This window comes from Pseudochrobactrum sp. XF203 (assembly GCF_020341615.1).
GTDB classification, from domain to species: domain Bacteria; phylum Pseudomonadota; class Alphaproteobacteria; order Rhizobiales; family Rhizobiaceae; genus Pseudochrobactrum; species Pseudochrobactrum saccharolyticum.
In genome coordinates, this window is sequence record NZ_CP084392.1 from 190,621 (window position 1) to 214,787 (window position 24,167).

At 52.2% G+C, this 24,167-nt stretch carries 19 protein-coding genes and 1 tRNA gene; 16 read left to right on the forward strand and 4 right to left on the reverse strand.

The window, feature by feature from the left end; translation table 11 throughout:
- Window positions 1–57: 57 nt before the first annotated feature.
- From cysG to LDL70_RS00845, 8 genes are all read left to right on the forward strand, one after another.
- Entirely contained in the window at window positions 58–1,545 is a 1,488-nt protein-coding gene (gene cysG / locus LDL70_RS00810; RefSeq protein WP_225685995.1) for a siroheme synthase CysG, read from the forward strand.
- Window positions 1,545–1,844, forward strand: a complete 300-nt coding sequence (locus tag LDL70_RS00815; protein WP_022710725.1) for a DUF2849 domain-containing protein — start codon at window positions 1,545–1,547, stop codon at window positions 1,842–1,844. The genes cysG and LDL70_RS00815 overlap by 1 nt, the downstream gene beginning before the upstream one ends.
- Window positions 1,845–1,872: 28 nt before the next feature.
- Window positions 1,873–3,543 carry a nitrite/sulfite reductase gene (locus LDL70_RS00820; protein WP_225685997.1) on the forward strand — a complete coding sequence of 557 codons (1,671 nt, stop codon included), beginning with the start codon at window positions 1,873–1,875 and terminating at the stop codon, window positions 3,541–3,543.
- Window positions 3,533–4,282: a phosphoadenylyl-sulfate reductase gene (locus LDL70_RS00825; protein WP_225685999.1), complete on the forward strand. Its 750-nt coding sequence runs from the start codon at window positions 3,533–3,535 to the stop codon at window positions 4,280–4,282. Before LDL70_RS00820 ends, LDL70_RS00825 begins: the two co-directional genes overlap by 11 nt.
- The gene (locus LDL70_RS00830; RefSeq protein ID WP_225686007.1) at window positions 4,279–4,818 is read left to right on the forward strand and encodes a DUF934 domain-containing protein; all 540 of its coding nucleotides are present in this window, start codon (window positions 4,279–4,281) and stop codon (window positions 4,816–4,818) included. Before LDL70_RS00825 ends, LDL70_RS00830 begins: the two co-directional genes overlap by 4 nt.
- A gap of 151 nt (window positions 4,819–4,969) precedes the next feature.
- The gene (locus LDL70_RS00835) at window positions 4,970–5,317 is read left to right on the forward strand and encodes a 2Fe-2S iron-sulfur cluster-binding protein (protein WP_022710729.1); all 348 of its coding nucleotides are present in this window, start codon (window positions 4,970–4,972) and stop codon (window positions 5,315–5,317) included.
- Between the two features lie 94 nt (window positions 5,318–5,411).
- Entirely contained in the window at window positions 5,412–5,705 is a 294-nt protein-coding gene (locus LDL70_RS00840) for a Dabb family protein (RefSeq protein ID WP_022710730.1), read from the forward strand.
- 174 nt (window positions 5,706–5,879) lie between these two features.
- Window positions 5,880–6,125 carry a hypothetical protein gene (locus tag LDL70_RS00845; protein WP_022710731.1) on the forward strand — a complete coding sequence of 82 codons (246 nt, stop codon included), beginning with the start codon at window positions 5,880–5,882 and terminating at the stop codon, window positions 6,123–6,125.
- Window positions 6,126–6,201: 76 nt separating this feature from the next.
- Here the strand turns inward: LDL70_RS00845 and LDL70_RS00850 are convergent, their stop codons facing one another.
- Window positions 6,202–6,684 carry a BA14K family protein gene (locus LDL70_RS00850; RefSeq protein WP_075654105.1) on the reverse strand — a complete coding sequence of 161 codons (483 nt, stop codon included), beginning with the start codon at window positions 6,682–6,684 and terminating at the stop codon, window positions 6,202–6,204.
- Window positions 6,685–7,018: 334 nt separating this feature from the next.
- Here LDL70_RS00850 and metH point away from each other — a divergent pair, with 334 nt between their 5' ends.
- Window positions 7,019–10,771 carry a methionine synthase gene (gene metH, locus LDL70_RS00855; protein ID WP_225686016.1) on the forward strand — a complete coding sequence of 1,251 codons (3,753 nt, stop codon included), beginning with the start codon at window positions 7,019–7,021 and terminating at the stop codon, window positions 10,769–10,771.
- A 57-nt stretch (window positions 10,772–10,828) separates the two neighbouring features.
- On the opposite strand, the gene LDL70_RS00860 is transcribed toward metH, so the two are convergent.
- The gene (locus LDL70_RS00860) at window positions 10,829–11,956 is read right to left on the reverse strand and encodes an NAD(P)/FAD-dependent oxidoreductase (RefSeq protein ID WP_225686018.1); all 1,128 of its coding nucleotides are present in this window, start codon (window positions 11,954–11,956) and stop codon (window positions 10,829–10,831) included.
- 284 nt (window positions 11,957–12,240) lie between these two features.
- On the opposite strand from LDL70_RS00860, the gene cysD reads away from it, so the two are divergent.
- The 3 genes from cysD (at window position 12,241) to cysQ (ending at window position 16,064) form a co-directional block, all read left to right on the forward strand.
- Window positions 12,241–13,221: a sulfate adenylyltransferase subunit CysD gene (gene cysD, locus LDL70_RS00865; RefSeq protein ID WP_225686026.1), complete on the forward strand. Its 981-nt coding sequence runs from the start codon at window positions 12,241–12,243 to the stop codon at window positions 13,219–13,221.
- Window positions 13,221–15,173, forward strand: a complete 1,953-nt coding sequence (gene cysN / locus LDL70_RS00870; protein WP_225686028.1) for a sulfate adenylyltransferase subunit CysN — start codon at window positions 13,221–13,223, stop codon at window positions 15,171–15,173. The genes cysD and cysN overlap by 1 nt, the downstream gene beginning before the upstream one ends.
- Before the next feature lie 72 nt (window positions 15,174–15,245).
- Window positions 15,246–16,064, forward strand: a complete 819-nt coding sequence (cysQ, locus tag LDL70_RS00875; RefSeq protein WP_225686030.1) for a 3'(2'),5'-bisphosphate nucleotidase CysQ — start codon at window positions 15,246–15,248, stop codon at window positions 16,062–16,064.
- A 50-nt stretch (window positions 16,065–16,114) separates the two neighbouring features.
- Here the strand turns inward: cysQ and LDL70_RS00880 are convergent, their stop codons facing one another.
- A complete protein-coding gene (locus tag LDL70_RS00880; protein ID WP_022710739.1) occupies window positions 16,115–16,693 on the reverse strand; it encodes a membrane protein in 579 nt (192 codons plus the stop codon).
- A gap of 299 nt (window positions 16,694–16,992) precedes the next feature.
- Window positions 16,993–17,069: transfer RNA gene (locus tag LDL70_RS00885), tRNA-Pro, on the reverse strand.
- Between the two features lie 409 nt (window positions 17,070–17,478).
- On the opposite strand from LDL70_RS00885, the gene LDL70_RS00890 reads away from it, so the two are divergent.
- The 4 genes from LDL70_RS00890 to glpD all read left to right on the forward strand — a co-directional run bounded on the left by LDL70_RS00890 (window position 17,479) and on the right by glpD (window position 24,150).
- On the forward strand, window positions 17,479–19,020 hold the full coding sequence (locus LDL70_RS00890) for a phosphomannomutase/phosphoglucomutase (RefSeq protein WP_225686032.1): 1,542 nt from the start codon (window positions 17,479–17,481) through the stop codon (window positions 19,018–19,020).
- A 33-nt stretch (window positions 19,021–19,053) separates the two neighbouring features.
- Window positions 19,054–21,387 carry an AGE family epimerase/isomerase gene (locus tag LDL70_RS00895; RefSeq protein WP_225686033.1) on the forward strand — a complete coding sequence of 778 codons (2,334 nt, stop codon included), beginning with the start codon at window positions 19,054–19,056 and terminating at the stop codon, window positions 21,385–21,387.
- Window positions 21,388–21,617: 230 nt separating this feature from the next.
- A complete protein-coding gene (locus LDL70_RS00900; RefSeq protein ID WP_028233589.1) occupies window positions 21,618–22,385 on the forward strand; it encodes a DeoR/GlpR family DNA-binding transcription regulator in 768 nt (255 codons plus the stop codon).
- Between the two features lie 238 nt (window positions 22,386–22,623).
- Window positions 22,624–24,150 carry a glycerol-3-phosphate dehydrogenase gene (gene glpD / locus LDL70_RS00905; protein ID WP_225686035.1) on the forward strand — a complete coding sequence of 509 codons (1,527 nt, stop codon included), beginning with the start codon at window positions 22,624–22,626 and terminating at the stop codon, window positions 24,148–24,150.
- Window positions 24,151–24,167: the final 17 nt, after the last annotated feature.

Sequence of the window (24,167 nt, forward strand, 5' to 3'; positions counted from 1 at the left end):
TATAAGCTGCCACAGAATGCGCGATACTCGGCACAATCTTTAACCACCCTTTGAAAGGTGCTGATTGTGACGGCTCACCCAACCAGATTAACGGCTTTTCCGGCTTTCTTCCGCGTGGACAGCGCGGCAGTGCTGATCGTTGGCGGTGGTGAAGAGGCGCTGAACAAAGCGCGGCTGATTGCTGAAACAACAGCGCAAATCCGCATCGTGGTACCGGAAGGTGAGACACCGGAAGCTGATCTGGTGCAATTCGTACTGGATGGTGGCTATAATTTACGCACCGGTGCTTTGCAGGATAATGATTTTACCAATGTAAAGCTGGCCTTTGTGGCGACAGGCGATGCCGCACAGGATGCAAATATCGCTGATGAGATAAAAGCACGGCATATTCCGGTCAATGTGGTCGACAGGCCGCATCTCTGCGATTTCTTCACACCTGCGCTGGTGGCTCACGCACCGGTTGCCGTGGCAATCGGCACGGAAGGTGCAGGGCCGGTATTGGCGCAAAAACTGCGCCGCGAGATCGGTGCAGCGCTTTCTCCGCAGATCGGTGCACTGGCGCAACTGGCTGCGGATTATCGTGACAAGGTGGAAAGCACACTGCCGAGAGGTACAGCGCGGCGTCAGTTCTGGAATGTATTTTTCAACGGCACAATTACACAGGCTGTTGAGCGCGGTGATCTGAGCCTTGCGCGGGAGCTGGCCGATCAGGCTCTGATTGAGGTGAATATCCCTGCCGGTTATGTCTGGCTGGTCGGTGCTGGACCGGGGGCTGAAGACCTGCTGACTTTGCGTGCGCAACGCGTGCTGATGCAGGCGGATGTGATCCTTTATGATGCGCTGGTGCCGGAGAGCGTGGTGACTATGGGCAGGCGCGATGCGGTACGCATCCCTGTTGGTAAACGCAAAGGCTGCCATAGCAAAAGCCAGAGCGAGATTAATCAGCTGCTTGTTGAGCTTGCTCAGGAAGGGCAGCGCGTTGTGCGGCTCAAATCCGGCGATCCGCTGGTCTTTGGCCGTGCCGGTGAAGAAATGGCCGCTTTGCGTGCAGCCAATATCGGTTTCGAGATCGTGCCCGGCATTACTTCAGCCATTGCTGCTGCCGCAGATATGCAGTTGCCTTTGACATTGCGTGGTGTTGCATCCTCCCTGATTTTCACCACCGGTCACGATATGGCGGGGGACATACTGCCGGACTGGGCGCGGCTCGCTCTCAGCGGCGCAACCATTGCTGTCTATATGGGCGCAAGCGTTGCCGCTTCTGTTGCGAGCCGCCTGATCGGTGCCGGTCTGCATGAAGATACGGCGGTGGCCGTGGTGGAAAATGCCGGACGGAGCGAGCGTGTAATGTTGCACGGCCTCTTAAAAGATCTGGCACATCTGAAAAATCATAAAGAGCTGCAAGGGCCGGTGATGGTGATTATCGGCGATGCGGTTGCCGGTGCCTCTCTGGAAGATGCCCGCCCGCTTGCCCAAGAGCACACAGCGGCACAACACATAGTGGCACTGCCTGTCTTGCAGGTCTGTGAAAAGGAGAAAGCATAATGACAGTCAAAGTTCTGAGTGCCAATCGTCTGAGCGACGGTGTTTCGGTCTGGCTTGCTGCGGATGGTCATTGGGCGAGTTCCATTCGCGGGGCATTGCTGGCGCGTCATCCTGAAGCTGTGGCAGCGCTGGAAGCGGCCGGTCAGCAGGCCAGCCGTTTTGACGAGGTGGTGGATATCAATCTGATTGAGGTCGAAGAGCGCGGCAATGAGCTGTTCCCCGTTCGCCTGCGCGAGCGCATCCGTCTGTCCGGCCCGACAATCACACCTGTTGTACGGCTGCATTCTGTAGCTGGTTGAATTTTAATGCGCATTGGGAGAGCGTTGAATGTATCGGTATGATGAGTTTGACCGCGAATTTGTTTTCGCCCGTGTGGAGCAGTTTCGCGATCAGGTTGCACGTCGTCTGAGCGGTGAGCTGAGCGAAGATCATTTCAAGCCGCTGCGGCTGATGAATGGTGTCTATCTGCAACTCCATGCCTATATGCTGCGCATTGCTATTCCTTACGGCACTTTGTCCTCCCGTCAGATGCGCAAGCTGGCGCATATTGCCCGTGTCTATGACCGTGGGTACGGGCATTTTACCACACGACAGAATTTACAGTTCAACTGGCCGAAACTCACCGATATTCCCGCTATTCTGGAAGAACTGGCTGAGGTAGAGATGCATGCTATCCAAACCTCCGGTAATTGCATCCGAAATGTAACAGCCGATCATTTCGCCGGTGCGGCACGCGATGAAGTGGCCGATCCGCGCCCCTATGCCGAAATTTTACGCCAATGGTCATCATTACATCCGGAATTCTCTTACTTGCCGCGCAAATTCAAAATTGCGGTAACAGGGGCTGAGGCAGATCGTGCAGCCATTCAGGTGCATGATATCGGGCTGCATCTGAAAGAGAACGAGCAAGGACAGCGCGGCTTTGCAGTCTATATCGGCGGCGGGCAGGGACGCACGCCGATGATTGCCAAGAAGGTGCGGGATTTTCTGCCGGAAGTGGATTTGCTGACTTATATTACCGCTATCGTGCGGGTTTATAATCTCCACGGTCGCCGCGATAATAAATACAAGGCGCGTATCAAAATCCTCGTCCATGAAACCGGACTGGAAGATTTGCAGGCGCAGATTGAAGCCGAATGGCAGGTGATTAAAGACAGTGATCTGAAACTGCCGGAGGCCGATATTGCGGCCATTAATGCCTATTTTGCTGCGCCCGATTTGCCGGAGCGCGCAGAGGGGCACGGGCTTGTCGCTGCAACACGTAAAAATGATGCGGGTTTTGCCTCATGGTTTTCCCGTAATGTGACACCGCATAAGCATCCTGATTATGGTGTGGTGACAATCTCGCTCAAAGCGATCGGCGAGATTCCGGGCGATGCGTCAGCCGATCAGATGGACATTGTGGCTGATCTCGCCGAGCATTACTCGCAGGCAGAAATCCGCGTCAGCCATGAGCAAAATCTGGTGCTGCCACATGTGGCACTGGCCGATTTGCCTGTGCTTTATGCGCAATTGCAGCAGGCCGGTCTTGCCACAGCCAATGCAGGGCTGATTACCGATATTATTGCCTGCCCGGGGCTCGATTATTGCGCGCTGGCCAATGCCCGTTCCATCCCTGTGGCGCAGCGTATTTCCGAGCGTTTCGGTTCGCAGGCGCGGCAGGAAGAGATCGGTGATCTGAAGATCAAAATCTCCGGCTGCATCAATGCTTGTGGTCATCACCATGTCGGCCATATCGGTATTCTCGGCGTGGAGAAAAAAGGCGAGGAACTATACCAGATCACGCTCGGCGGTTCCGGCGACGAGCAGACATCTATCGGTGATATTACCGGTCGCGGTTTTTCTTCTGAAGATGTGGTGGATGCTATTGAGACGGTGGTCAATACCTATCTGACTATCCGCAGCGCACCGCAGGAAAGTTTTCTCGAAACCTATCGGCGTTTAGGGGCGCAGCCGTTTAAAACCGCACTCTACGGGGAGGCTGCCCATGCAGCCTGATACGCATCAACGGGTTGCGGACAGGGTTCAGCATCTCAATCATCTCTATGGTGAGGCACCGGCTGAGGACATTATTGCTGCCAGTGTGCAGGAATTTGGCGCAGGGCTGGCTGCGGTATCCTCTTTCGGTGCGGATTCTGCAATTTTGCTGCATCTGATTGCGCAGGCGCAACCGTCACTGCCGGTTTTGTTTTTGCAAACCAATAAGCATTTTCCGGCAACATTGCGCTATCAGGCGCAATTGGTGCAGGAGCTGGGGCTGACAGATGTCCGTGATTTGTTGCCGGATGCAAGCGCTTTGAAAACGCATGATCCGCTGGGCGCTCTGTGTCTGACGGACAAAGACCGTTGCTGCGATTTACGCAAAGTCCAGCCGCTTGCACAGGGCATTGCACCATTTCATGCATGGTTCACTGGGCGCAAGCAGTTTCAGGCGGCTACGCGCAACAGTCTGCCCGCTTTTGAAGCTGTGGGGCAGCATATCCGCATTAATCCTCTCAAAGACTGGAATACAAAACATCTGGAAGCCTATCGCGAGATGCATCATCTGCCACCGCATCCGCTGGTGGAGCAGGGCTACCGCTCTATTGGTTGTATGCCATGCACGCGGCCGGTCAGTGATGATGAGGATCAGAGGGCGGGGCGCTGGTCAGGTTCCGGTAAAACCGAATGCGGTATTCATCTGGGTGGGCTGGAGCAGCATTTGCAGCAGGATAAAACAAAGGGAGCAGATGTATGACGGATGTTGCATTGCCTGCCGTCTGGTCACGCAGCGGCCTGACTGAGGATGAATTTGTAGCGGTTGAGGCGCTTGAGGAAATTGCGGATTATACAGCTGTACTGCTGTCGCTGACTCTCTGGGCAGAACTGAACACACGGCCAAACCGTCTGCGCAATATCCGTATTGGTGTGCGGGTGGAGGCCGGTGAAACGCTCGACACTTTGCTGGATGATCTGGCGCATATTGATGTGCTGGTACTGGATTTCCCTGCCTTTAATGACGGGCGTTCTTTTTCCAAAGCCGCACGGCTGCGTTCCCATTACGGATTTTCCGGTGAGATCAGAGCATCAGGCGCTGTCCATATCGATCAGGTGAGTGCGATGCTGCGTTCCGGTTTTGACACGCTGCAGGTTAAAGATACACGGACTTTGCAACGCCTGCTTACCGGAGAACTACACGATAGCGGTCTTTATTATCAGCCGGTTGCCGGTGGCATTCATGGTGCTGAGCAGGGACTGGCCGGTTATAGCTGGCGGCGGCGACAGGCTCTGTAAGATCAGCTGTTTTCAATGCAGCCTGAATAGTTTTCACTATGGTCAATTCACGGTTTAGGGACAGGGAGGCAGGAATAAAGCTTGTTTTATGTGCTGAAAACATTATCTACCATTATATCTCCCAAGTCTGCGCTGTTCAAAAGGCATCGTTTTGAGTTCTGATACACTTTTCATTCATGTAACCGATCAAAAGGGCGAGCGGCATACGCTTGAGGCTCTCGAAGGCTTTCGCGTTATGGAAGTGATCCGTGACTGGGGCCTGAATATTAAAGCGGAATGCGGCGGTGCCTGTGCCTGCGGCACTTGTCATGTTTATGTAACGCCGGAATGGGCGGATAAACTCTATGACCCGCAGGATGAAGAGCTGGATCAGCTCGACCAGACCTTCCATGTCGAGGATAATTCGCGGCTTTCCTGCCAGATTATTATGACGCAGGATCTGAACGGTCTTGAAGTCCGGCTGGCTCCGGGCACGGAAGCAGACCGTGAAGCGGCTTAACGCTTAAATTTCACATTGAATTGAAGATGACTTTTCCGGCGCCCATATGATAGATAACCATTCTTCATATCAACCGGCTGGTTAGGAAACACTCGTGATACGGCATATTGTATTTTTCAGCGTCAAAAAAGATCAGGACGTGGAGGATGTATGTCGCCGTTTACGGGCTTTGGCGACGATTCCCCATTCCGAATGTTTTGAAGTTGTAGCGAACAGCAAAGTTGATCCGATGTGTGACCGGATTGATCTGGTTGTTTATGGCGAGTTCCGTGACGAAGCTGCACTGGCCGCCTTTAAAGCGCATCCGACCTATGATGCGACGACTCAGGCTGTGCGCCCGTTGCGCGAAATGCGCTATTCGGCTGATTTCACATCAACCATTGCCTGAAATAATCCCCTGAAAAGCAGTGCGATTGCTGATATTCATGATGATCTGCAGTTGAAGATTCACGTTAAAAGTGATTGTCTGGCTTTGAAATGATGACAAGCTGGCGGTTATTGCACTGCAGGCTGTGTTTAAAACTGCTTTAAGCCCGCACGGGCTGGTACATAGGAAATGCATATGGACGATTATGAAAAATATGCCATGGGCATGATGATCGTTTTCGGCGCGCTGATTATTGGTGCCCTGATAACCGTAAATCTTGTGGTTTATGACAAGCCCGGCTTCTTGTTTGCACTTGGTGCGGCAATCGTCGCATGGTTTTCGGCATTCGCTGTTTTGCTGGATAAGCCGCGTGTTTACGGCGCATTGATTGCTGTGGCGATCGGTCTGGTTGCGGCTTCAATCGGCTCTTATGTTACCTGATCAGCTGATAAAGTTTGACTTTAATAAAACGCCGCCTGTTTCAGGCGGCGTTTTTGTTTCTGTCAGCGGGGCTTGCTCAGATATAAGGTGAGTAGCACTGACGGCGCGGGCCGTAATTCGGCTGAAATGTATTGTCGGACGCACGGTAAGACCGGTAGCGGTTATAGCACCAGTTGATATGGGCGTTACGGCCGGAGCGGTAAACCGGTGCCGGACGGTAATAGCGTGGTGGTGCCGGACGGTAATAACGGAACTGCGGCTGATAATAAGGTCTGTAATAAGGCCGGTAGTGCGGACGGTTCCAGTGGCGCGGCCGGTCATAGCGACGATCATAGCGACGGTCGTAACGGCGGTCATAATGCCGTCTTTCACGATATTCGCGGCGTTCCGGATAATATTGAACATTCCGGCTCAGGCCTTGTTTTGCTGCGGTCATATCCTGCAACACAGCACTATGAGCGGCAGCAACCGGCTGCGCTTGCGCTGCGGTGCCGAAAGACAAAATGCTCATAGTCAGCGCTGTCAGCGCCGCAGTAAAATAAGAAAGCAGTTTTCTCATTTCTGTTTCTCCTCAATGAAGGCGCACTCAATAATCTTCTGTCAGCGTTTCATGACATATGCTTATCCGGCGCATCGGGCATGGTACTCTCTGAGAGATGAACGCTGCATGACTGTAATTATTCCCGCGATACAAACGGGAATTTGCTTTTTCCAATATACGCTGAAGCCACGGAAAAACTGCGGCGAATTTATGCCGGTGATTTCACAAATCATAACGGCAATGGCGCGTTCGGTGAGCGGGAGGAAGCAGGAATGGAGGGATTGCGCATTTGACATAAAGATATGTTTATGTCATCAACTCAAAACTATTTGAGTAACAGGCAGGAAATATAATGAGCACTTCACTGGATGATCTGTTTGGCCCCGTCGCTGCAAAGCCGGATGGTTCGGAAGTGCTTGCCGCTTTGCAGAAAGCTGCCCGTGAACGCATCCTCATTCTTGATGGCGCGATGGGTACACAAATTCAGGGGCTGGGTTTCCATGAAGAGCATTTCCGTGGTGAGCGCTTCGCCGCTTGTGAGTGTCATTTGCAGGGCAATAACGACCTGCTGACACTGACCCAGCCACAGGCAATTGAAGAAATTCATTATGCCTATGCGATGGCCGGTGCGGATATTCTCGAAACCAACACATTCTCTTCCACCTCTATCGCACAGGCTGATTACAGCATGGAAGAGGCGGTTTATGATCTGAACCGCGATGGTGCACGACTTGCCCGCCGTGCCGCTCTGCGTGCGCAAGCCAAGGATGGCCGCCGCCGTTTTGTCGCCGGCGCTTTGGGGCCGACAAACCGTACGGCTTCCCTGTCGCCGGATGTGAATAATCCGGGTTTCCGCGCTGTGACATTTGATGATCTGCGCATTGCCTATGCCGAGCAGATCAATGGTCTGGTCGATGGCGGTTCGGACATCATTCTGATCGAAACCATTTTCGATACGCTTAATGCCAAGGCTGCGGTCTTTGCCTGTGAGCAGGTTTTTGCCGAAAAAGGCATCCGTCTGCCGCTGATGATTTCCGGTACGATTACCGATCTTTCCGGCCGCACATTGTCCGGCCAGACGCCGACAGCTTTCTGGTATTCGCTGCGCCATGCGCGTCCGTTCACCATTGGTCTGAACTGTGCGCTGGGTGCCAATGCCATGCGTGCGCACTTGGCAGAGCTTTCAGGTGTGGCCGATACTTTTGTTTGCGCCTATCCGAATGCCGGTCTGCCGAATGAGTTCGGCCGTTATGATGAGACACCGGAAGTGATGGCCGCGCAGATGGAAGATTTCGCGCGTGAAGGTCTGGTTAATGTGGTGGGCGGCTGCTGCGGTTCTACGCCGGAACATATTACCGCGATTGCTGAAGCCACAGGCAAATACGAGCCACGTAAGCCGGTGAAACTGGCACCACTGATGCGTCTGAGCGGCCTTGAGCCGTTTACACTGACCAAGGATATTCCGTTTGTGAATGTCGGCGAGCGTACCAATGTCACGGGTTCCGCCAAGTTCAAAAAACTGATTACTGCCGGTGATTACACGACGGCGCTCGATGTAGCCCGCGATCAGGTGAATAATGGTGCACAGATCATCGACATCAATATGGATGAAGGTCTGATCGACAGCCAGAAGGTGATGGTCGACTATCTCAATCTGGTTGCTGCCGAGCCGGATATTGCCCGTGTACCGGTGATGATTGACAGTTCCAAATGGGATGTGATCGAGGCCGGCCTGAAATGCGTTCAGGGCAAACCGCTGGTCAATTCTATCTCCCTGAAAGAAGGTGAAAAAGCCTTTATCCATCACGCTAAACTGGTGCGTGCCTATGGTGCCGCCGTGGTGGTGATGGCTTTTGACGAGACCGGCCAGGCAGATACCAAACAGCGCAAGGTCGAGATTTGTACCCGCGCCTATAAAATCCTCACCGAAGAGGTCGGTTTTCCGCCGGAAGATATCATCTTTGATCCGAATGTGTTTGCCGTGGCGACAGGGATCGAAGAGCATAATAATTACGGTAATGATTTCATTGATGCGACCAAGGAAATCATTGAAACCCTGCCGCATGTGCATATTTCCGGCGGTGTTTCCAACCTGTCTTTCTCGTTCCGCGGTAATGAGCCGGTGCGCGAGGCGATGCATGCGGTGTTTCTCTATCATGCCATTCAGGTCGGCATGGATATGGGGATCGTCAATGCGGGGCAGCTGGCGGTTTATGAATCTATTGATCCGGAATTGCGTGAAGCCTGCGAAGATGTGGTGCTGAACCGTCGTGAGGATGCAACTGAACGCCTGCTGGAAATCGCCGAGCGTTTTCGCGGCACTGCGGGTAAAGAAGCCAAAGAGAAAGACTTAAGCTGGCGTGAGTGGAGCGTTGAGAAGCGTATTGAACACGCGCTGGTCAACGGTATTACCGAATATATTGAGGCTGATACGGAAGAAGCCCGCCAGAGCGCCGAGCGGCCGCTGCATGTGATTGAAGGCCCGCTGATGGCCGGTATGAATGTGGTGGGTGATCTGTTCGGCTCGGGTAAAATGTTCCTGCCGCAGGTGGTGAAATCCGCCCGTGTGATGAAACAGGCCGTGGCGGTTCTGCTGCCTTATATGGAAGAAGAAAAGGCACAGAACGGTGGCGACGAGCGTCAGAGTGCCGGAAAAATTCTGATGGCGACTGTGAAGGGCGACGTACATGATATCGGCAAGAATATTGTCGGTGTTGTGCTGGCCTGTAACAATTATGAAATCATCGATCTCGGAGTGATGGTGCCAGCCGCGAAAATCCTGCAGGTGGCAAAAGACGAGAAGGTGGACATTATCGGCCTGTCCGGTCTCATTACGCCGTCGCTGGATGAAATGGTGCATGTGGCGGCGGAGATGGAGCGTGAAGGCTTTGATCTGCCATTGCTGATCGGCGGTGCGACGACCAGCCGTGTGCATACGGCAGTGAAAATCCATCCGAAATATCAGCGCGGCCAGACCGTCTATGTGCTGGATGCCAGCCGTGCTGTCGGTGTTGTGTCGCAGCTTTTGTCGCCGGAGCAGAAAGACGGCTATGTCGCTGACATCCGCGCGGAATATGCCAAGGTGACTGCCGCTCATGAGCGTAGTGAAGCGGAGAAGAAGCGCCTGCCGCTGGCTCGCGCCCGCGAAAACAGCGAAAAGCTGGACTGGGAAAATTATACCCCGCCGAAGCCGTCTTTCCTCGGTACCAAAGTCTTTGAAACCTATGATCTGGCAGAACTGGCACGCTATATTGACTGGACGCCGTTTTTCCAGACATGGGAGCTGAAAGGCCGCTTCCCCGCAATTCTTGATGATGAAAAACAAGGCCCTGCCGCGCGTCAGCTATATGAAGATGCGCAGGCTATGCTGAAGAAGATCATCGACGAGAAATGGTTTGCACCGCGAGCCGTGATCGGCTTCTGGCCTGCCAATGTGGTGGGCGATGATATTCATCTTTATAAGGATGACAGTCGTCACGAGCATACGGATACATTCTACACGCTGCGTCAGCAGCTATCGAAGCGCGATGGCCGACCGAATGTGGCACTGTCCGATTTCATGGCACCAAAAGACAGCGGCAAGGCGGATTATATTGGCGGTTTCGTCGTCACTGCCGGTATTGAGGAGGTGGCAATTGCTGAGCGTTTTGAGCGCGCCAATGATGATTATTCCTCCATTCTCGTTAAAGCATTGGCCGACCGTTTTGCGGAAGCTTTTGCCGAGGCGATGCATGAACGGGTGCGTAAAGAATTCTGGGGCTATGCGAAGGATGAGACTTTCACACCGGATCAACTGGTGGGTGAACCTTATGCGGGTATCCGTCCGGCACCGGGCTATCCGGCACAGCCGGATCACACGGAAAAGACCACTCTGTTCCGCCTGCTCGATGCCACGGCAACCACGGGTGTGGAGCTGACGGAAAGCTATGCGATGTGGCCGGGTTCTTCGGTTTCCGGTCTCTATCTCTCGCATCCGGACAGTTATTATTTCGGTGTAGCCAAGGTCGAACGCGATCAGGTGGAAGATTACGCAAATCGTAAAAATATGCCGGTTGCAGAGGTGGAGCGCTGGCTCGGGCCGATATTGAATTATATCCCTGAGTAATATTCACGCTGAAAATTGCGACTTCAGGCACAAATATCGTTCCGGTATTTGTGCCTTTTATTTTACCAATGTGCTGACATGAGCGGCAATGGCAAGACTGGAGGTCAGTCCCGGACTTTCAATGCCGAACAGGTTGATAAGCCCTGTTATACCGTGATCGTCACTGCCGGAAATGCGGAAATCCGCTGCGGTTTCACCGCTGCCGCTCAGTTTCGGGCGGATGCCGCTATAGGTCGCCTGTAAAACACCGTCCGGTAGTTCCGGCCAATATTGGCGGATCGCAGCATAGAAACTGTCACCACGTTGCGGATCAACCGAATAATCAAGACCTGTCTGCGGGGCGACCTGCTCCAACCATTCCACATCAGGGCCGAAGCGCATTTGCCCGTTGAGATCTAGTGTCAGATGCACACCTAAGCCCCCGTCTACCGGCACCGGATAAATCAGATGCGAGAACGGGTTTTTGCCGGATGCTGAGAAATAATTGCCCTTGGCAAGATGCAATGCCGGAATATGCTCCTCCGCCAGCCCATCTATGGTTGCGGCTATCGCCTGTGCACCAAGACCGGCAGTATTGATGAAGCGCTCGGCTTCCAGCGTAAATTCTTCACCGCTTTCACGGTCGCGGGTGGTAACAGAGAAGCCGCCGTCAATCTGCTCAACACGCAGGATTTCGGTGTTGAAGGCAATATCTGCTCCATGATTTTCCGCATCGCCCTGCAGGCTCAGCATCAGAGCATGACTGTCAATAATGCCGGTGGAGGGGGAGAATAAAGCGGCAGTACAGCGGATGGAGGATTCCAGCGCCTGTGCTTCTGCCGCACTCAGCCGTTGCAGATCATGCACGCCGCAGGCTTCGGCGCGTGCCACGATTTTGTCCAGCGCGCTATGCTGAGCTTCAGACGTGGCGACAATCAGCTTGCCGCAGCGTTTATGCGGAATGCCCTGTGCTTGCGCGTAGGCATAGAGCCGTTCTTTACCTTCAACGCAAAAGCGGGCTTTCAGACTATCCGGCTCGTAATAAATGCCTGCATGGATGACTTCGGAATTACGCGACGAGGTTTGCGTGCCGATCATATGTTCGGCTTCAAGCACCAGTGTTTCAAAACCGCGCATTGCCATTTCGCGGGCAATGGCCAGACCAACCACACCGGCTCCGGCAATCACACAAGCTGTCTTTTCCATAAATCATCCCCGTCTGCTCTCCGGTCGGCAGGTTATGCTGAGCGGCAGATGGTACGCAAGACAAAAGCTCGGCGAAAGCTGCGGAAAATCACGTTTGCGGTCATCGGAGAAAGGCATTCCATGTCTGGCTTCTCCCGCGCAATGAAAATGACATTCGCCGGCAAACTTAAAGATATCATCCTTTCTCACTTGTGCGGTCTTTCGGCATGATGATGCGCATGTTTCATCGCCGGAACAGCGTTTCTCTGAGTGAAATGAAGGCCGGACAAAATACGGAATTGAGTATGAGCCTTGCACTGCATGTAGCGGATCTTGTGCCGCTTACCCCGGATAGTCAGGTTGGTCGACAGTCCGGCCGGTCTGTCGCGCCGCTGACCCATCTGCAAAGACTGGAGGCCGAGGCTATCCATATTTTCCGCGAAGTCGCGGCAAGTTTTACAAAGCCGGTGATGCTTTATTCTGTCGGCAAAGATTCATCCGTAATGCTGCATCTGGCACGCAAGGCTTTTTATCCGGCGCCGCCGCCATTTCCGTTTCTCCATGTTGATACGACATGGAAATTCAAAGAAATGATTGCCTTTCGTGATGCGCAGGCCAAGGCGCACAGGCTTGATCTTCTGGTGCATATTAATGCGCAGGGCGTGGAAGCCGGTATCAATCCGTTTATTCACGGATCCAATGTCCATACGGATGTGATGAAAACGCAAGCCCTGCGGCAGGCGCTGGATAAATATGGATTTGATGCTGCCTTTGGCGGTGCGCGGCGCGATGAGGAAAAGTCGCGCGCCAAGGAACGGGTATTTTCCTTCCGCAATGCGACCCATAGCTGGGACCCGAAAAATCAACGCCCTGAAATGTGGAATATCTACAATACACGCATCCAGACAGGCGAGTCGATCCGCGTGTTTCCGCTGTCCAATTGGACGGAAGCCGATATCTGGCATTATATTTATCAGGAAAATATCCCGATTGTGCCGCTGTATTTTGCGGGACCCCGTCCGGTTGTCGAGCGCGATAATATGCTCATTCTGGCCGATGATGATCGGCTGCAATTGCGTGCGGGTGAAAAGATTGAAACCCGTATGGTGCGGTTCCGCACATTGGGCTGCTATCCGCTGACTGCCGCGATTGAATCGCAGGCGCAAACACTGCCGCAAATTCTCGAAGAAATGCTGCTGACGCGCACATCGGAGCGGCAGGGGCGGCTGATCGACCGCGATGAGGCCGGTTCTATGGAAAAGAAAAAGCGGGAAGGATATTTCTGATGACGGATAGTATCACCCGTGCAGATCATTCAGATGCAGTGATTACGGATTATCTGGAGGCGCAGGAGCACAAATCGCATTTGAGGTTTCTGACCTGTGGCTCTGTTGATGACGGTAAATCCACCCTGATCGGGCGGCTGCTCTATGACGCCAAAACCCTGTTTGAAGATCAGATATCGCAACTGCATCAGGACAGCCGCAATCATGGCACGGCAGGCGATGATATTGATTTTGCGCTGCTGGTTGACGGTCTGGAAGCCGAGCGTGAGCAGGGCATCACCATTGATGTGGCTTACCGGTTTTTCGCCACGCCTAAGCGGCGTTTTATCGTGGCCGATACGCCGGGGCATCTGCAATATACGCGTAATATGGTGACGGGGGCTTCCACTGCCGACCTCGCTATCGTGCTGGTTGATGCCCGCAAAGGACTGCTGGAACAGACACGCCGTCACAGCTTTATCGCTTCGCTGTTAGGCATCCGCCATATTGTGCTGGCGGTGAACAAGATTGACCTGATTGGTTATGATGAGGTGGTTTTTAATCAGATTGTGCGGGATTATCAGGCCTTTGCGCAAGGGTTGGGCTTCAGCACTGTTCAGGCCATTCCGGTATCAGCACGCTTTGGCGATAATATTCGCACATTTTCAGAGAATATGCCTTGGTATCAGGGGCCTTCCCTGCTGGAATGGCTGGAGACTGTGGCAACGGACAGTAAAGCGGATACCGAACAGGATTTTCGTTTTCCGGTGCAATATGTCAGCCGCCCCCATGCGGATTTTCGCGGATTTGCAGGTACAATTGCCTCGGGGCAGGTCAGTGTCGGCGATGAAATTACCGTTGCCCGTTCCGGTGTGAGTTCAGCAATCCGTTATATTGTGACGGCAGATGGTGAGCTTGAAACTGCTCATGCCGGACAGGCAGTGACATTGGTGCTGGAAGACGAGCGCGATATTTCCCGCGGCGATATGCTGACGCATCCGCAATCGCGACCGCAGGTGAGTGATCGTCTGGCGGCGAAGCTGGTCTGGTTTGCACCGGAACCATTGCGGGCAGGGCGGCAATATTGGCTGCGCAGTCAGACCGATCAGGTCAGTGTGACCGTCAATACGCTGAATTACCGGATTGATATTGAAAACACGGAAAAACAATTTGCACAGGAACCTGCCGATCAGTTGCAGATGAATGAAATCGGACAGGTTGCGTTGCAGCTTTCCGCGCCGCTGGCCTTTGATCCTTACGGGCAAAACCGCGCGACCGGTTCTTTCATTCTGATTGACCGGCTGACCAATGCTACCGTTGCCGCTGGCTTGATCGATCATTCACTGCGCAAGGCTTCGCATATTCATGTACAGGCGGCAAAGGTTACACCGGCAGAGCGGGCGGAACAGAAATATCAAAAGCCGACGCTGTTGTGGTTCACGGGTCTGTCCGGCTCCGGCAAATCAGCGCTGGCAACTGTGCTGGAGCAGCGTCTGCATTTGGCGGGGAAACATACATTCATTCTCGATGGCGATAATCTGCGTCACGGCCTCAACAGCGATCTCGGCTTTTCAGCGGAGGAGCGTAGTGAGAATATCCGCCGTATTGCTGAAACATCGCGTCTGATGCTGGATGCAGGGCTGATTGTGCTGGTGTCGGTGATTGCACCGCTGGCGCAGGATCGTGCTTTGGGGCGTCATCTTGCCGGAGAGCATGATTTTGTCGAGATTTTTGTTGATACGCCGCTGGAATTCTGTGAGGCCAGAGATGTGAAAGGGCTTTATGCCAAAGCCCGTGCCGGTGAAATTCGTGACTTTACCGGCATTGATGCACCTTATGAACGACCGGAAGCGCCGGAACTGCACCTGCGCGGGCAGACAGGCAGTGTGGATGATCTGGCTGATGAGATCGAGAAATATCTCAATCAGCGGGGTCTCATGCATAGTCTGGTCGATGAAGGCTGGTCGATTTAACGCTCAGAGATCCATGTTTCTTCGATGGGGAAAATGTTATATATCGCCCTGAACGGGCGTGAGGAATTTAGCATGAGCATTGAAAAGACGTCACTGGCTAATGATGATCTCATGGCGGTGATGCAGCAGGCAGCGCTTGAGGCCGGTCACGAGATTATGCGGTTTTATGAGACTGGTTGTGAGATCAGTCTGAAACCGGATGCATCTCCTGTGAGCGAAGCCGATCACGTTGCCGAAGAGGTTATTCTCAAAGCCTTGCGCGCTTATCTGCCCGATGTGCCTGTGGTTGCTGAAGAAGAAATGGCCGCCGGTGACGGGCCTCTCGAGATTCGTAATCGTTTTTTCCTTGTTGATCCGCTGGATGGCACAAAAGAATTTGTGCTGCGCAATGGTGATTTCACCGTCAATATTGCGCTGATCGAAAACGGGATACCTGTGAGAGGTGTGGTCTATGCACCGGTCAGCCGCAGGCTCTATTGCGGGTCGCCGTCCGGTGCATGGCAATATGATGTGCAGCCGGAGGCTCTGTCTGGTGCAATACGTCTGCAGGTGCGTGAATGCGGCGAGCAGAAAACCGCTGTCGCAAGTCGCTCCCATAATACACCGGAAACAGATGCTTATTTGCAGGAACAGGCAATCGCATCTTGTGTGAGCGTCGGTTCATCTTTGAAATTCTGTCTGCTGGCCGCCGGTCAGGCTGATGTCTATCCGCGTTTTAGCCGGACAATGGAATGGGATACAGCAGCAGGCGATGCGGTATTGCGTGCGGCAGGCGGTAAGACCCTGACATTGGATAATCAGCCGCTGACCTATGGTAAGCGCAACCAACTGTCAGACAGCGACTATGCCAATCCGTTCTTTATTGCTTATGGCGGTGCTGGGCCGGTCTGAACAGGCTCAGCTATCAGAAGCATTTCCAGTTTATCTTGGATGCACTCTAGTTACATACGTCCGCAATTGCGAAGCTGTGCTGCATAACGCTGCGAAATATTGGTGGCTTTTTTGGCGGCGCGCTGCACCATGGCATTGCCGCGCCAGCTGCCTTTTGCATAGCCGCCATGACCGGAATAATAAGCTAGATACAGATTATACGGATCGCTCAGAGAGATGCCGTTACTGATATTGCTCTGCTTGTGATACCAGCCGACAAAATGGATCGCATCGCCGAAATTGGTGCGGCTCGCACCATAACGGCCGGTTTCACGCGTATAACGTGCCCATGTGCCGTCCAGCGCCTGAGAATAGCCATAGGCGGAAGACTGTCGCTTCCACGGAATGAAACCGAGCAGCTTGGTACGTGGCGGGCGCGCATAGGGCTGGAAGCTTGATTCTGTGTAGATCGTCGCCATCATGATCGGGATCGGCACGCCAAAATCGCGCTCGGCTTTTTTGGCATCTTTATGCCAGTTATTCACCCAGCCGTCGCGCTGATCGAAAATCGCGCAGGCATTATTGACTGATTTGGGTGCAGAGGCGCAACCAGCCAGAAAAACAGCAAAAATAAGAAGGAATTTTTTCATTTAGGCGATCTTTCAGGCAGGCAATCTCTGGGGCGAAATGAAACATTCCGTCTTGCGAAAAAGATGATCCGCAAAACAGCAAAGTGATAATGCTGAAAATCATAACGTGAAAAACTTCGGCAAAATGTGGTGCAAACAGGTTTTGAATGACTATGTTTGCTGGCGTAGTTAACCTTGGGTTAAAAGCGTGGTCGCCGGTACCGGTGCTAAAATATAAAAATAACGTGCGATGATTAAATCATCCACGTTCAAAATACTGAAATCTATAGGGAAATTTATAAACACCGCTTAAGGTGTGATGGTCGGAGCGAGAGGATTCGAACCTCCGACCCCCTGATCCCAAATCAGGTGCGCTACCAGGCTGCGCTACGCTCCGTTGACCGTGAGGCGGCTTATAGCGCCGCATTTTGCTCCCTGCAAGCGAATTATGCAAAAAAATCAAAACAACTGTTTATTATTGAAATTTATGAGCTTTTTGTGTCTGATTTTCACTGTTGTCAGAATTGATTTTTGTACGGAAACGGCCGGTTTTCCAACGCAATATGTGCATTGATCTTGATTATGAGTTTATAAATAAATCAATATAATCAATTATTTAATGGCTAAATTTTCAGATTAAAATTTATTGGATTTGTCCGGTTTTTGCAAAATATCGCTTGGCAAAAATGATTTTCCGATCCTATGGTCAAAGAAGGAATACAAAACAGTTTTGAGTGAGTTTTAGCCGTCCGGAATGACATCCGTTCAGGTCATGCATGTTCTTTGATTCTTTTCAGGAGCAAATAATGCAATCCACCGCGATCAATACAGAGCAGTCCATTCAGTATTTTACAAGTGAGTCTCCGGCGGATGAGGTAATTTTGATCCGTCCGGAAGGTTTTCGCGAATATGACGCGCGTTGGTGGTATGGCTTTGCGGGTGCTGAACAACCCGCTGAGATTAATCTGGCAGGCATAGTGGCTGTTGGAGCAGGGTTGGCGCAGATGATACGGCAGCGCGGTATTGAACCGGCAATTGTGGTCGGCCATGATCTGCGTAGCTATTCGTTCGAGATTAAGACAGCGCTTATCAAAGGCCTGATATCCGGCGGGATGCAGGTCTTTGATATCGGGCTTGCACTGTCACCTATGGCTTATTACGCGCAATTTGCACTGAATGTGCCGTCTGTTGCGATGGTGACCGCCTCACACAATGAAAATGGCTGGACAGGGGTGAAAATGGGCTGTGAACGCCCTTACACATTCGGACCGGCAGATATGGCTGAGCTGAAATCAATTATTCTGGAGCATCAGGCTGAGCCGGCTAAAGGCGGGTGCTATAATTCCGTCAATAATATCGAAAAGCTTTATTCCGCAGCTTTAACAAAAGGCCGCTTTTTAAAGCGCCATCTGAAAGTTGTTGTTGCTTGCGGAAACGGCACTGCGGGTTTGTTCGCTCCGCAAATTTTGCGCCGGATTGGTTGCGATGTTGTGGAAGTTGACTGCGCGCCGGACTGGAATTTTCCGCATTATAATCCTGATCCGGAAGCCGCTCCCATGCAAAAAGCAATGGCGGAGGCGGTCAGGACCTATGGAGCTGATCTGGCTTTCGGCTTTGATGGTGATGGCGACCGTTGCGGTGTGGCGGATCATGAGGGCAATATTATTTATGCTGACCGTATTGGCTTGCTATTGGCGCGGCAATTCTCAGAAAAGCACAAAGCCGCGCATTTTATTGTCGATGTGAAATCGAGCGGATTGTTTCGCAGTGATCCGGTATTGCAGGCTTATCAGGCAAAGGTCGAATATTGGAAAACCGGCCATTCCTATATCAAGCGCCGCATGGGGGAGTGCCGCGCATTGGCGGCGTTTGAAAAATCCGGCCATGTGTTTTTGAACCAGCCTTTGGGACTGGGTTATGATGATGGTCTGGCAACCGCCATCGCGGTTTGCGAAATGTTGGCTGCCCATCCGGATCAGAGCTTGGCCGCGCTCCACCGGCAATTGCCGGTCAGCTATGCAACGCCGACGCTCAATATTCCCTGCTGTGATGGTGAAAAATACGGGCTGGTTAGCCGGATACAGGATTATTTTGCCAATTTGTTTAAGGCGGGTGGTTCATTTGCAGGGCAGAAGATTACGGAGCTTCTGACGATCAATGGCGCGCGTGTCACAGTGGCTGACGGCACATGGGGATTGATCCGTGCATCATCAAACAAGCCGGATCTGGTGGTGGTTGCCGAGAGTCCGGTCTCGCTTGAGAGGCGCAATGATATGCTGCGCGCAATCAATGATGTTCTGAGACAATTCGGAGCAGGGGAATTGCCCGATTTTGAGGGCGGGTTTTAAGTTTTTTGAATAGCTTGGGCGGGGGCGTTGGCTATGGCTTTTGATCGGGAAAACGGAAAGTTCAACGGAATTAATCATACGAATTTGCCGTTGTTGAGTTTTGTGATGTGCGGCGGCAGTGGCTCACGTTTATGGCCGCTCTCCAGAATTGATAAGCCGAAACAATTTCATCTCCTGTCCGGCGATGAGAGCCTGTTGCTCGCGACTTTAAAGCGCCTGCAATTTGCTCCCGAGAACAGAATTTCTGTGATCGGTGCACAGGCTCATTCCGAGCAAATTGAACAAATAATTTCTGCTATGTCTGATGTGGGGGATATCAGGACAATCTTAGAGCCTGTGGCGCGTAATACCGCTGCGGTTGCAGCATTGGCCTCGCTGTCTGCATTATCGGGCTGTGATGATGCTTTGATCCTGCTTTGTCCGGCAGATCATGAAATATCGACTACAGAGCAGTTTTGGCAGAGCGTAGCGCAGGGAGTTCCTGCTGCCGCGCAAGGAGCGATTGTTACATTCGGGCTTTTACCGGAACGGCCGGAAACCGGCTATGGTTATATTCAGGCTGGTGAACCGCATGGCGCAGGCTATGTTATCAGCCGATTTACTGAGAAACCGGATTATGACAGTGCCTTGTCTTTTATCCGGCAGGGAAATTACTTCTGGAACTCCGGCATATTCCTGTTTCGGGCAAGCACTATGCGGGACACCTTTCTGCAATATGCACCGGATATCTGGCTGGCTGTGCAGGCTGCACTCGATAAGGCAAAGCGCGATGATAATGCGATAAGATTACCGGAATATCTGTATCAGTCTGTGTCGGCGATTTCCTTCGACCATGCGATTATGGAAAAAGCAGGCAGATGTGTGCTGATACCGGCTTCATTCCGCTGGAGTGATCTCGGCTCATGGCACTCTTTGCTCCAGCATCAACCGCAGGATAGTTGCGGCAATGTGCTGTGTGGGGATGTGATCGCCCATGATTGCAACAATAGTTATATTCGCAGTGAAAGCGGATTGCTCGCAGTGTCCGGCCTGAATGATATGGCTGTTATTGCCACCAAGGATGCAACCTTTGTGGCTCCGCTGGCACAGAGCCAGCATGTGCAGGCCATTGTCAGACAGCTGACACAGCAAAATCGTGCAGAATTATATTATGAAGCACCCATTTCTCTATCGGGTACGCACCGGCAAAAGGTGCAGGACTGGTTATTTGAACAGGCACTGCCCCTCTGGTCTGTACGTGGTGTCGATCATCGCCATGGCGGTTTCTATGAAAGCCTTTCTATGCAGGGGCTGCCGGTTGCAGGCCTTCGCCGTTCACGGACAATAGTACGGCAGATTTATGCTTTTGCGAAAAGTTCTCAGGCGGGATGGAGCGGGGAGGCTGCTGGTTTGATTGCTCATGGTTTGATCTTCATGCAGGCAAAAGGGCGCAGTCGCAATGGCGGCTGGGTGCAGTCATTTCATGCTGATGGCAGTGTGGCGGAAAGTCAGGAAAATCTCTACGATCAGACCTGTATGCTGCTTGCACTGAGCTATGTTCATCAGACGGGACATAATCAGGCTCTGCAATTAGCGCAGGAGACTTTTGCATTTCTGGATGCCAGATTGGCGCATCCCAAAGGCGGTTTCTACGAAACATTTGCTGACCACGCTAATCCGCAGGCTATACTCAGCAGCAATGCGCATATGCATTATCTCGAAGCCTGTCTGGCATGGCATGAGGTGAGCGGAGATCTTATGTTTCTCCGTCGTGCATCCGAGATTGTAGCTCTGTGTGAATATTACTTTTTTGATCGTGATTATTGGTGTCTGGGAGAATATTTCACTGCGAACTGGCAGTGGGTGCAGGATAAACGTGGCACTCACACAGAGCCTGGTCATGCTTTTGAATGGGCAGCGTTGCTCAGTGATTATGCCAAGCGCACTGGTTGCCAAAACACACAGCGGATGGCGCACCGTTTGTATAGCAATGCGATTTCCAGCGGGATCAACCGGACGACAGGTCTGGCTTATAATGTGGTGTCGCGTGAGGGTAAGCCGGTGGATAGCGGCAGCCGCAGCTGGCAGCAATGTGAGGCGATCAAAGCTGCGATCATGCTCGATGGCTATAATGGTCAGAATATGAAGCCGGAAATCGAAACACGCATCGCCACTTTGTTTCGCTGGCATCTGCATCCGGCAAAACGCGGTTTGTGGATTGACCGCGTTGATAAGAACGGAAGTCATTGCTCCGGTCATGTGCCGGCTTCAATCCTCTACCATCTGGTCAGTGCACTGACTTTATATTTGCAAGTCACAGCAAAAGCAGCTGACACACCTGTGGCGGGTAAGTCAGGCATATCTGAGAGGATAGTTATGTCAGTCTGAAAGGAATTGTCTGTGGAATTATGCTGATACAAAACAAACTTATTTGAATATGAGGTTGATCTGCTTGTGTTCAGCCACTGATTAGTTATCCTGACATGCAAAGCTGTTTCAGGAGAAGCGAGAGCCGGATTTCCTGAAGCCGCGTTCAAAAACAATCAGAGCGGGCGCGGAGGATAAATCCGCATCAGGCACGTTTTGTCCGTTTAATGGGTAAAATCAGGCAGATTTTTATGCAGCACTCTCCGCGTCATCGTGCCATTCTGGAACAGGCTAAGCTGAAAGGTCAGGTGCTGGTTGATGATCTGGCTGAACAATTTCAGGTTAGCCCGCAGACAATCCGTAAAGATCTCAATGATTTGTGCCGTGCGCAATTGCTGACTCGTACCCATGGCGGCGCTTTGTTTCCCTCCGGCGTGGAGAATCTGGAATATGAAGCGCGCAGGCAAATCGCTGCCTCAGAAAAACAGGCAATCGGTCAGGCCGCAGCTGCATTGATACCGGAAGGCGCATCGCTTTTCATCAATATCGGCACCACCACAGAAGCGGTGAGCCAACATTTGCTGTCGCATAGCCAGTTGATGGTGATTACCAATAATATCAATGTCGCCAGTCGCTTACGCGTCTATTCAGGGTTGGAAGTCATTATTGCCGGTGGTGTTGTGCGCGCCAGTGACGGTGGTATTGTCGGTGAGGCGGCAGTTGATTTCATCCGTCAGTTCAAAGTGGATTATGCAATTATCGGCGTTTCAGCGATTGATGCCGATGGTGCATTGCTCGATTTTGACTATCGCGAGGTAAAGGTTGCGCAGGCGATTATCGCCAATGCCCGTCATATTATTCTGGTAGCAGATTCCACAAAGATGGAGCGCAGCGCGCCGGTGCGGATGGGGCATTTATCGCAGATTGATACTTTCATCACCGATCAGTGCATTGAACCGTCTTTGCGTCAGATTTGCGCCGATCACGATGTGCAGTTGATTGAAGCTTTGAAACTTTAAGATCTGACAGGTTTTATCTCGCGACTGCATAAGTTTTTTGCGCGTTCTTATTTTTGTGAAGTTTCGTTTTTTCGCTCGATTTAGTTTCGTTTTTTACTATATTGCTTTCATATTGCGGATGGTGCCGGATTGAAGACGATTCCGGTGCGCCGTTTTTCATGTGTCACAGCCGTGTCAATTTACCGTGCTTCAAGCAGTTACGTATTGAATTGACATGATTTTCGGCGGAGCTTGCGACGTGGTTGCAAATACGGACTACGATATTTTCATTATTGGCGGCGGTATTAATGGCTGCGGCATTGCCCGCGATGCTGCAGGGCGTGGTTTCCGCACCGGTCTGGCCGAAATGAAAGATCTTGCAAGCGGTACATCCTCCCGTGCAACCAAACTTATTCATGGCGGATTGCGCTATCTGGAGCATTATGAATTCCGGCTGGTGCGTGAAGCTCTGATGGAGCGCGAAGTGATCTGGGCTAATGCCCCGCATGTGGTCAAGCCAATGCGCTTCATTCTGCCTTATCATCGCGGTGGTGTGCGTCCGGCATGGCTGTTGCGTCTGGGATTGTTCCTGTACGACCATATTGGCGGGCGCAAATTGCTGCCTGCAACCCGCACCCTGAATATGAAAACCGATAAGGCCGCGGCACCGCTGAAAGACCTGTTCACCAAGGCTTTTGAATATTCCGATGCATGGGTTGATGATGCACGTTTTGTGGCACTCAATGCGATGGATGCCAAGGAACGCGGTGCAACAATCCGCACCCGCACCAAAGTCATTGCCGCACGGCGCACTGCTGATATCTGGCATCTGACATTGCTGGATTTGCGCTCGGGCAAAACCAGTGAGGTGACATCAAAGCTCGTGGTGAATGCTGCAGGCCCGTGGGTTGACCGCGTACTTGCCGGTGTGGAAGGTCTGGCTGAGGTGCATAATGTGCGTCTTGTGCAGGGCAGCCATATTGTGGTGCGTAAGAAATTCGACGGCGATCGTTCTTATTTCTTCCAGAATAATGACGGGCGCATCATTTTTGCTATTCCTTATGAAAATGATTTTACGCTGATCGGCACCACAGATCAGGACTATCACGGTGATCCGGCGAAAGTGGAAATCACTGATGCCGAGAGCGATTATCTGTGCTCTGCCGCCAGTGAATATTTCCGCGAGCCGGTAAAGCGCGAAGATATTGTCTGGGCTTATTCCGGTGTCCGTCCGCTCTATGATGACGGAGCCGATAAGGCGCAGGAAGCCACGCGCGATTATGTGCTGAAAGACGATGCCGGTGAGAATAAAGCACCGCTGATTAATATTTTCGGCGGCAAAATCACAACCTATCGCCGTTTATCCGAGCATATGATGCAGAAGATTGAGCATTTTCTCGGTAAAAAAGGTGCGCCATGGACACATAAGGCGCCATTGCCGGGCGGTGATTTTCCGGTGCAGGATTTTGGCCGGATGAGCGCGAAATTTGCTGCGCATTATCCTTTTCTGGCACCGTCTCATGCGGCACGACTGTTCCGCATGTATGGTACACGCGCGCAGTGGATTTTGGGCAATGCAGCGGATTATAAAGATCTCGGTCAGCATTTTGGCGCCGATCTTTATGAAGTTGAAGTGCGTTATATGATGGTGCAGGAATGGGCACTGACCGCAGAAGATATTGTCTGGCGACGCAGCAAACGCGGGTTGGTCATGACAGCAAACGAGATCGCGGCGCTGGATCAGTTTATGAAAACCGAAACCGGTTATCATGAGGAAGCGTTGTAAGACTGGTCTTCTTGCTT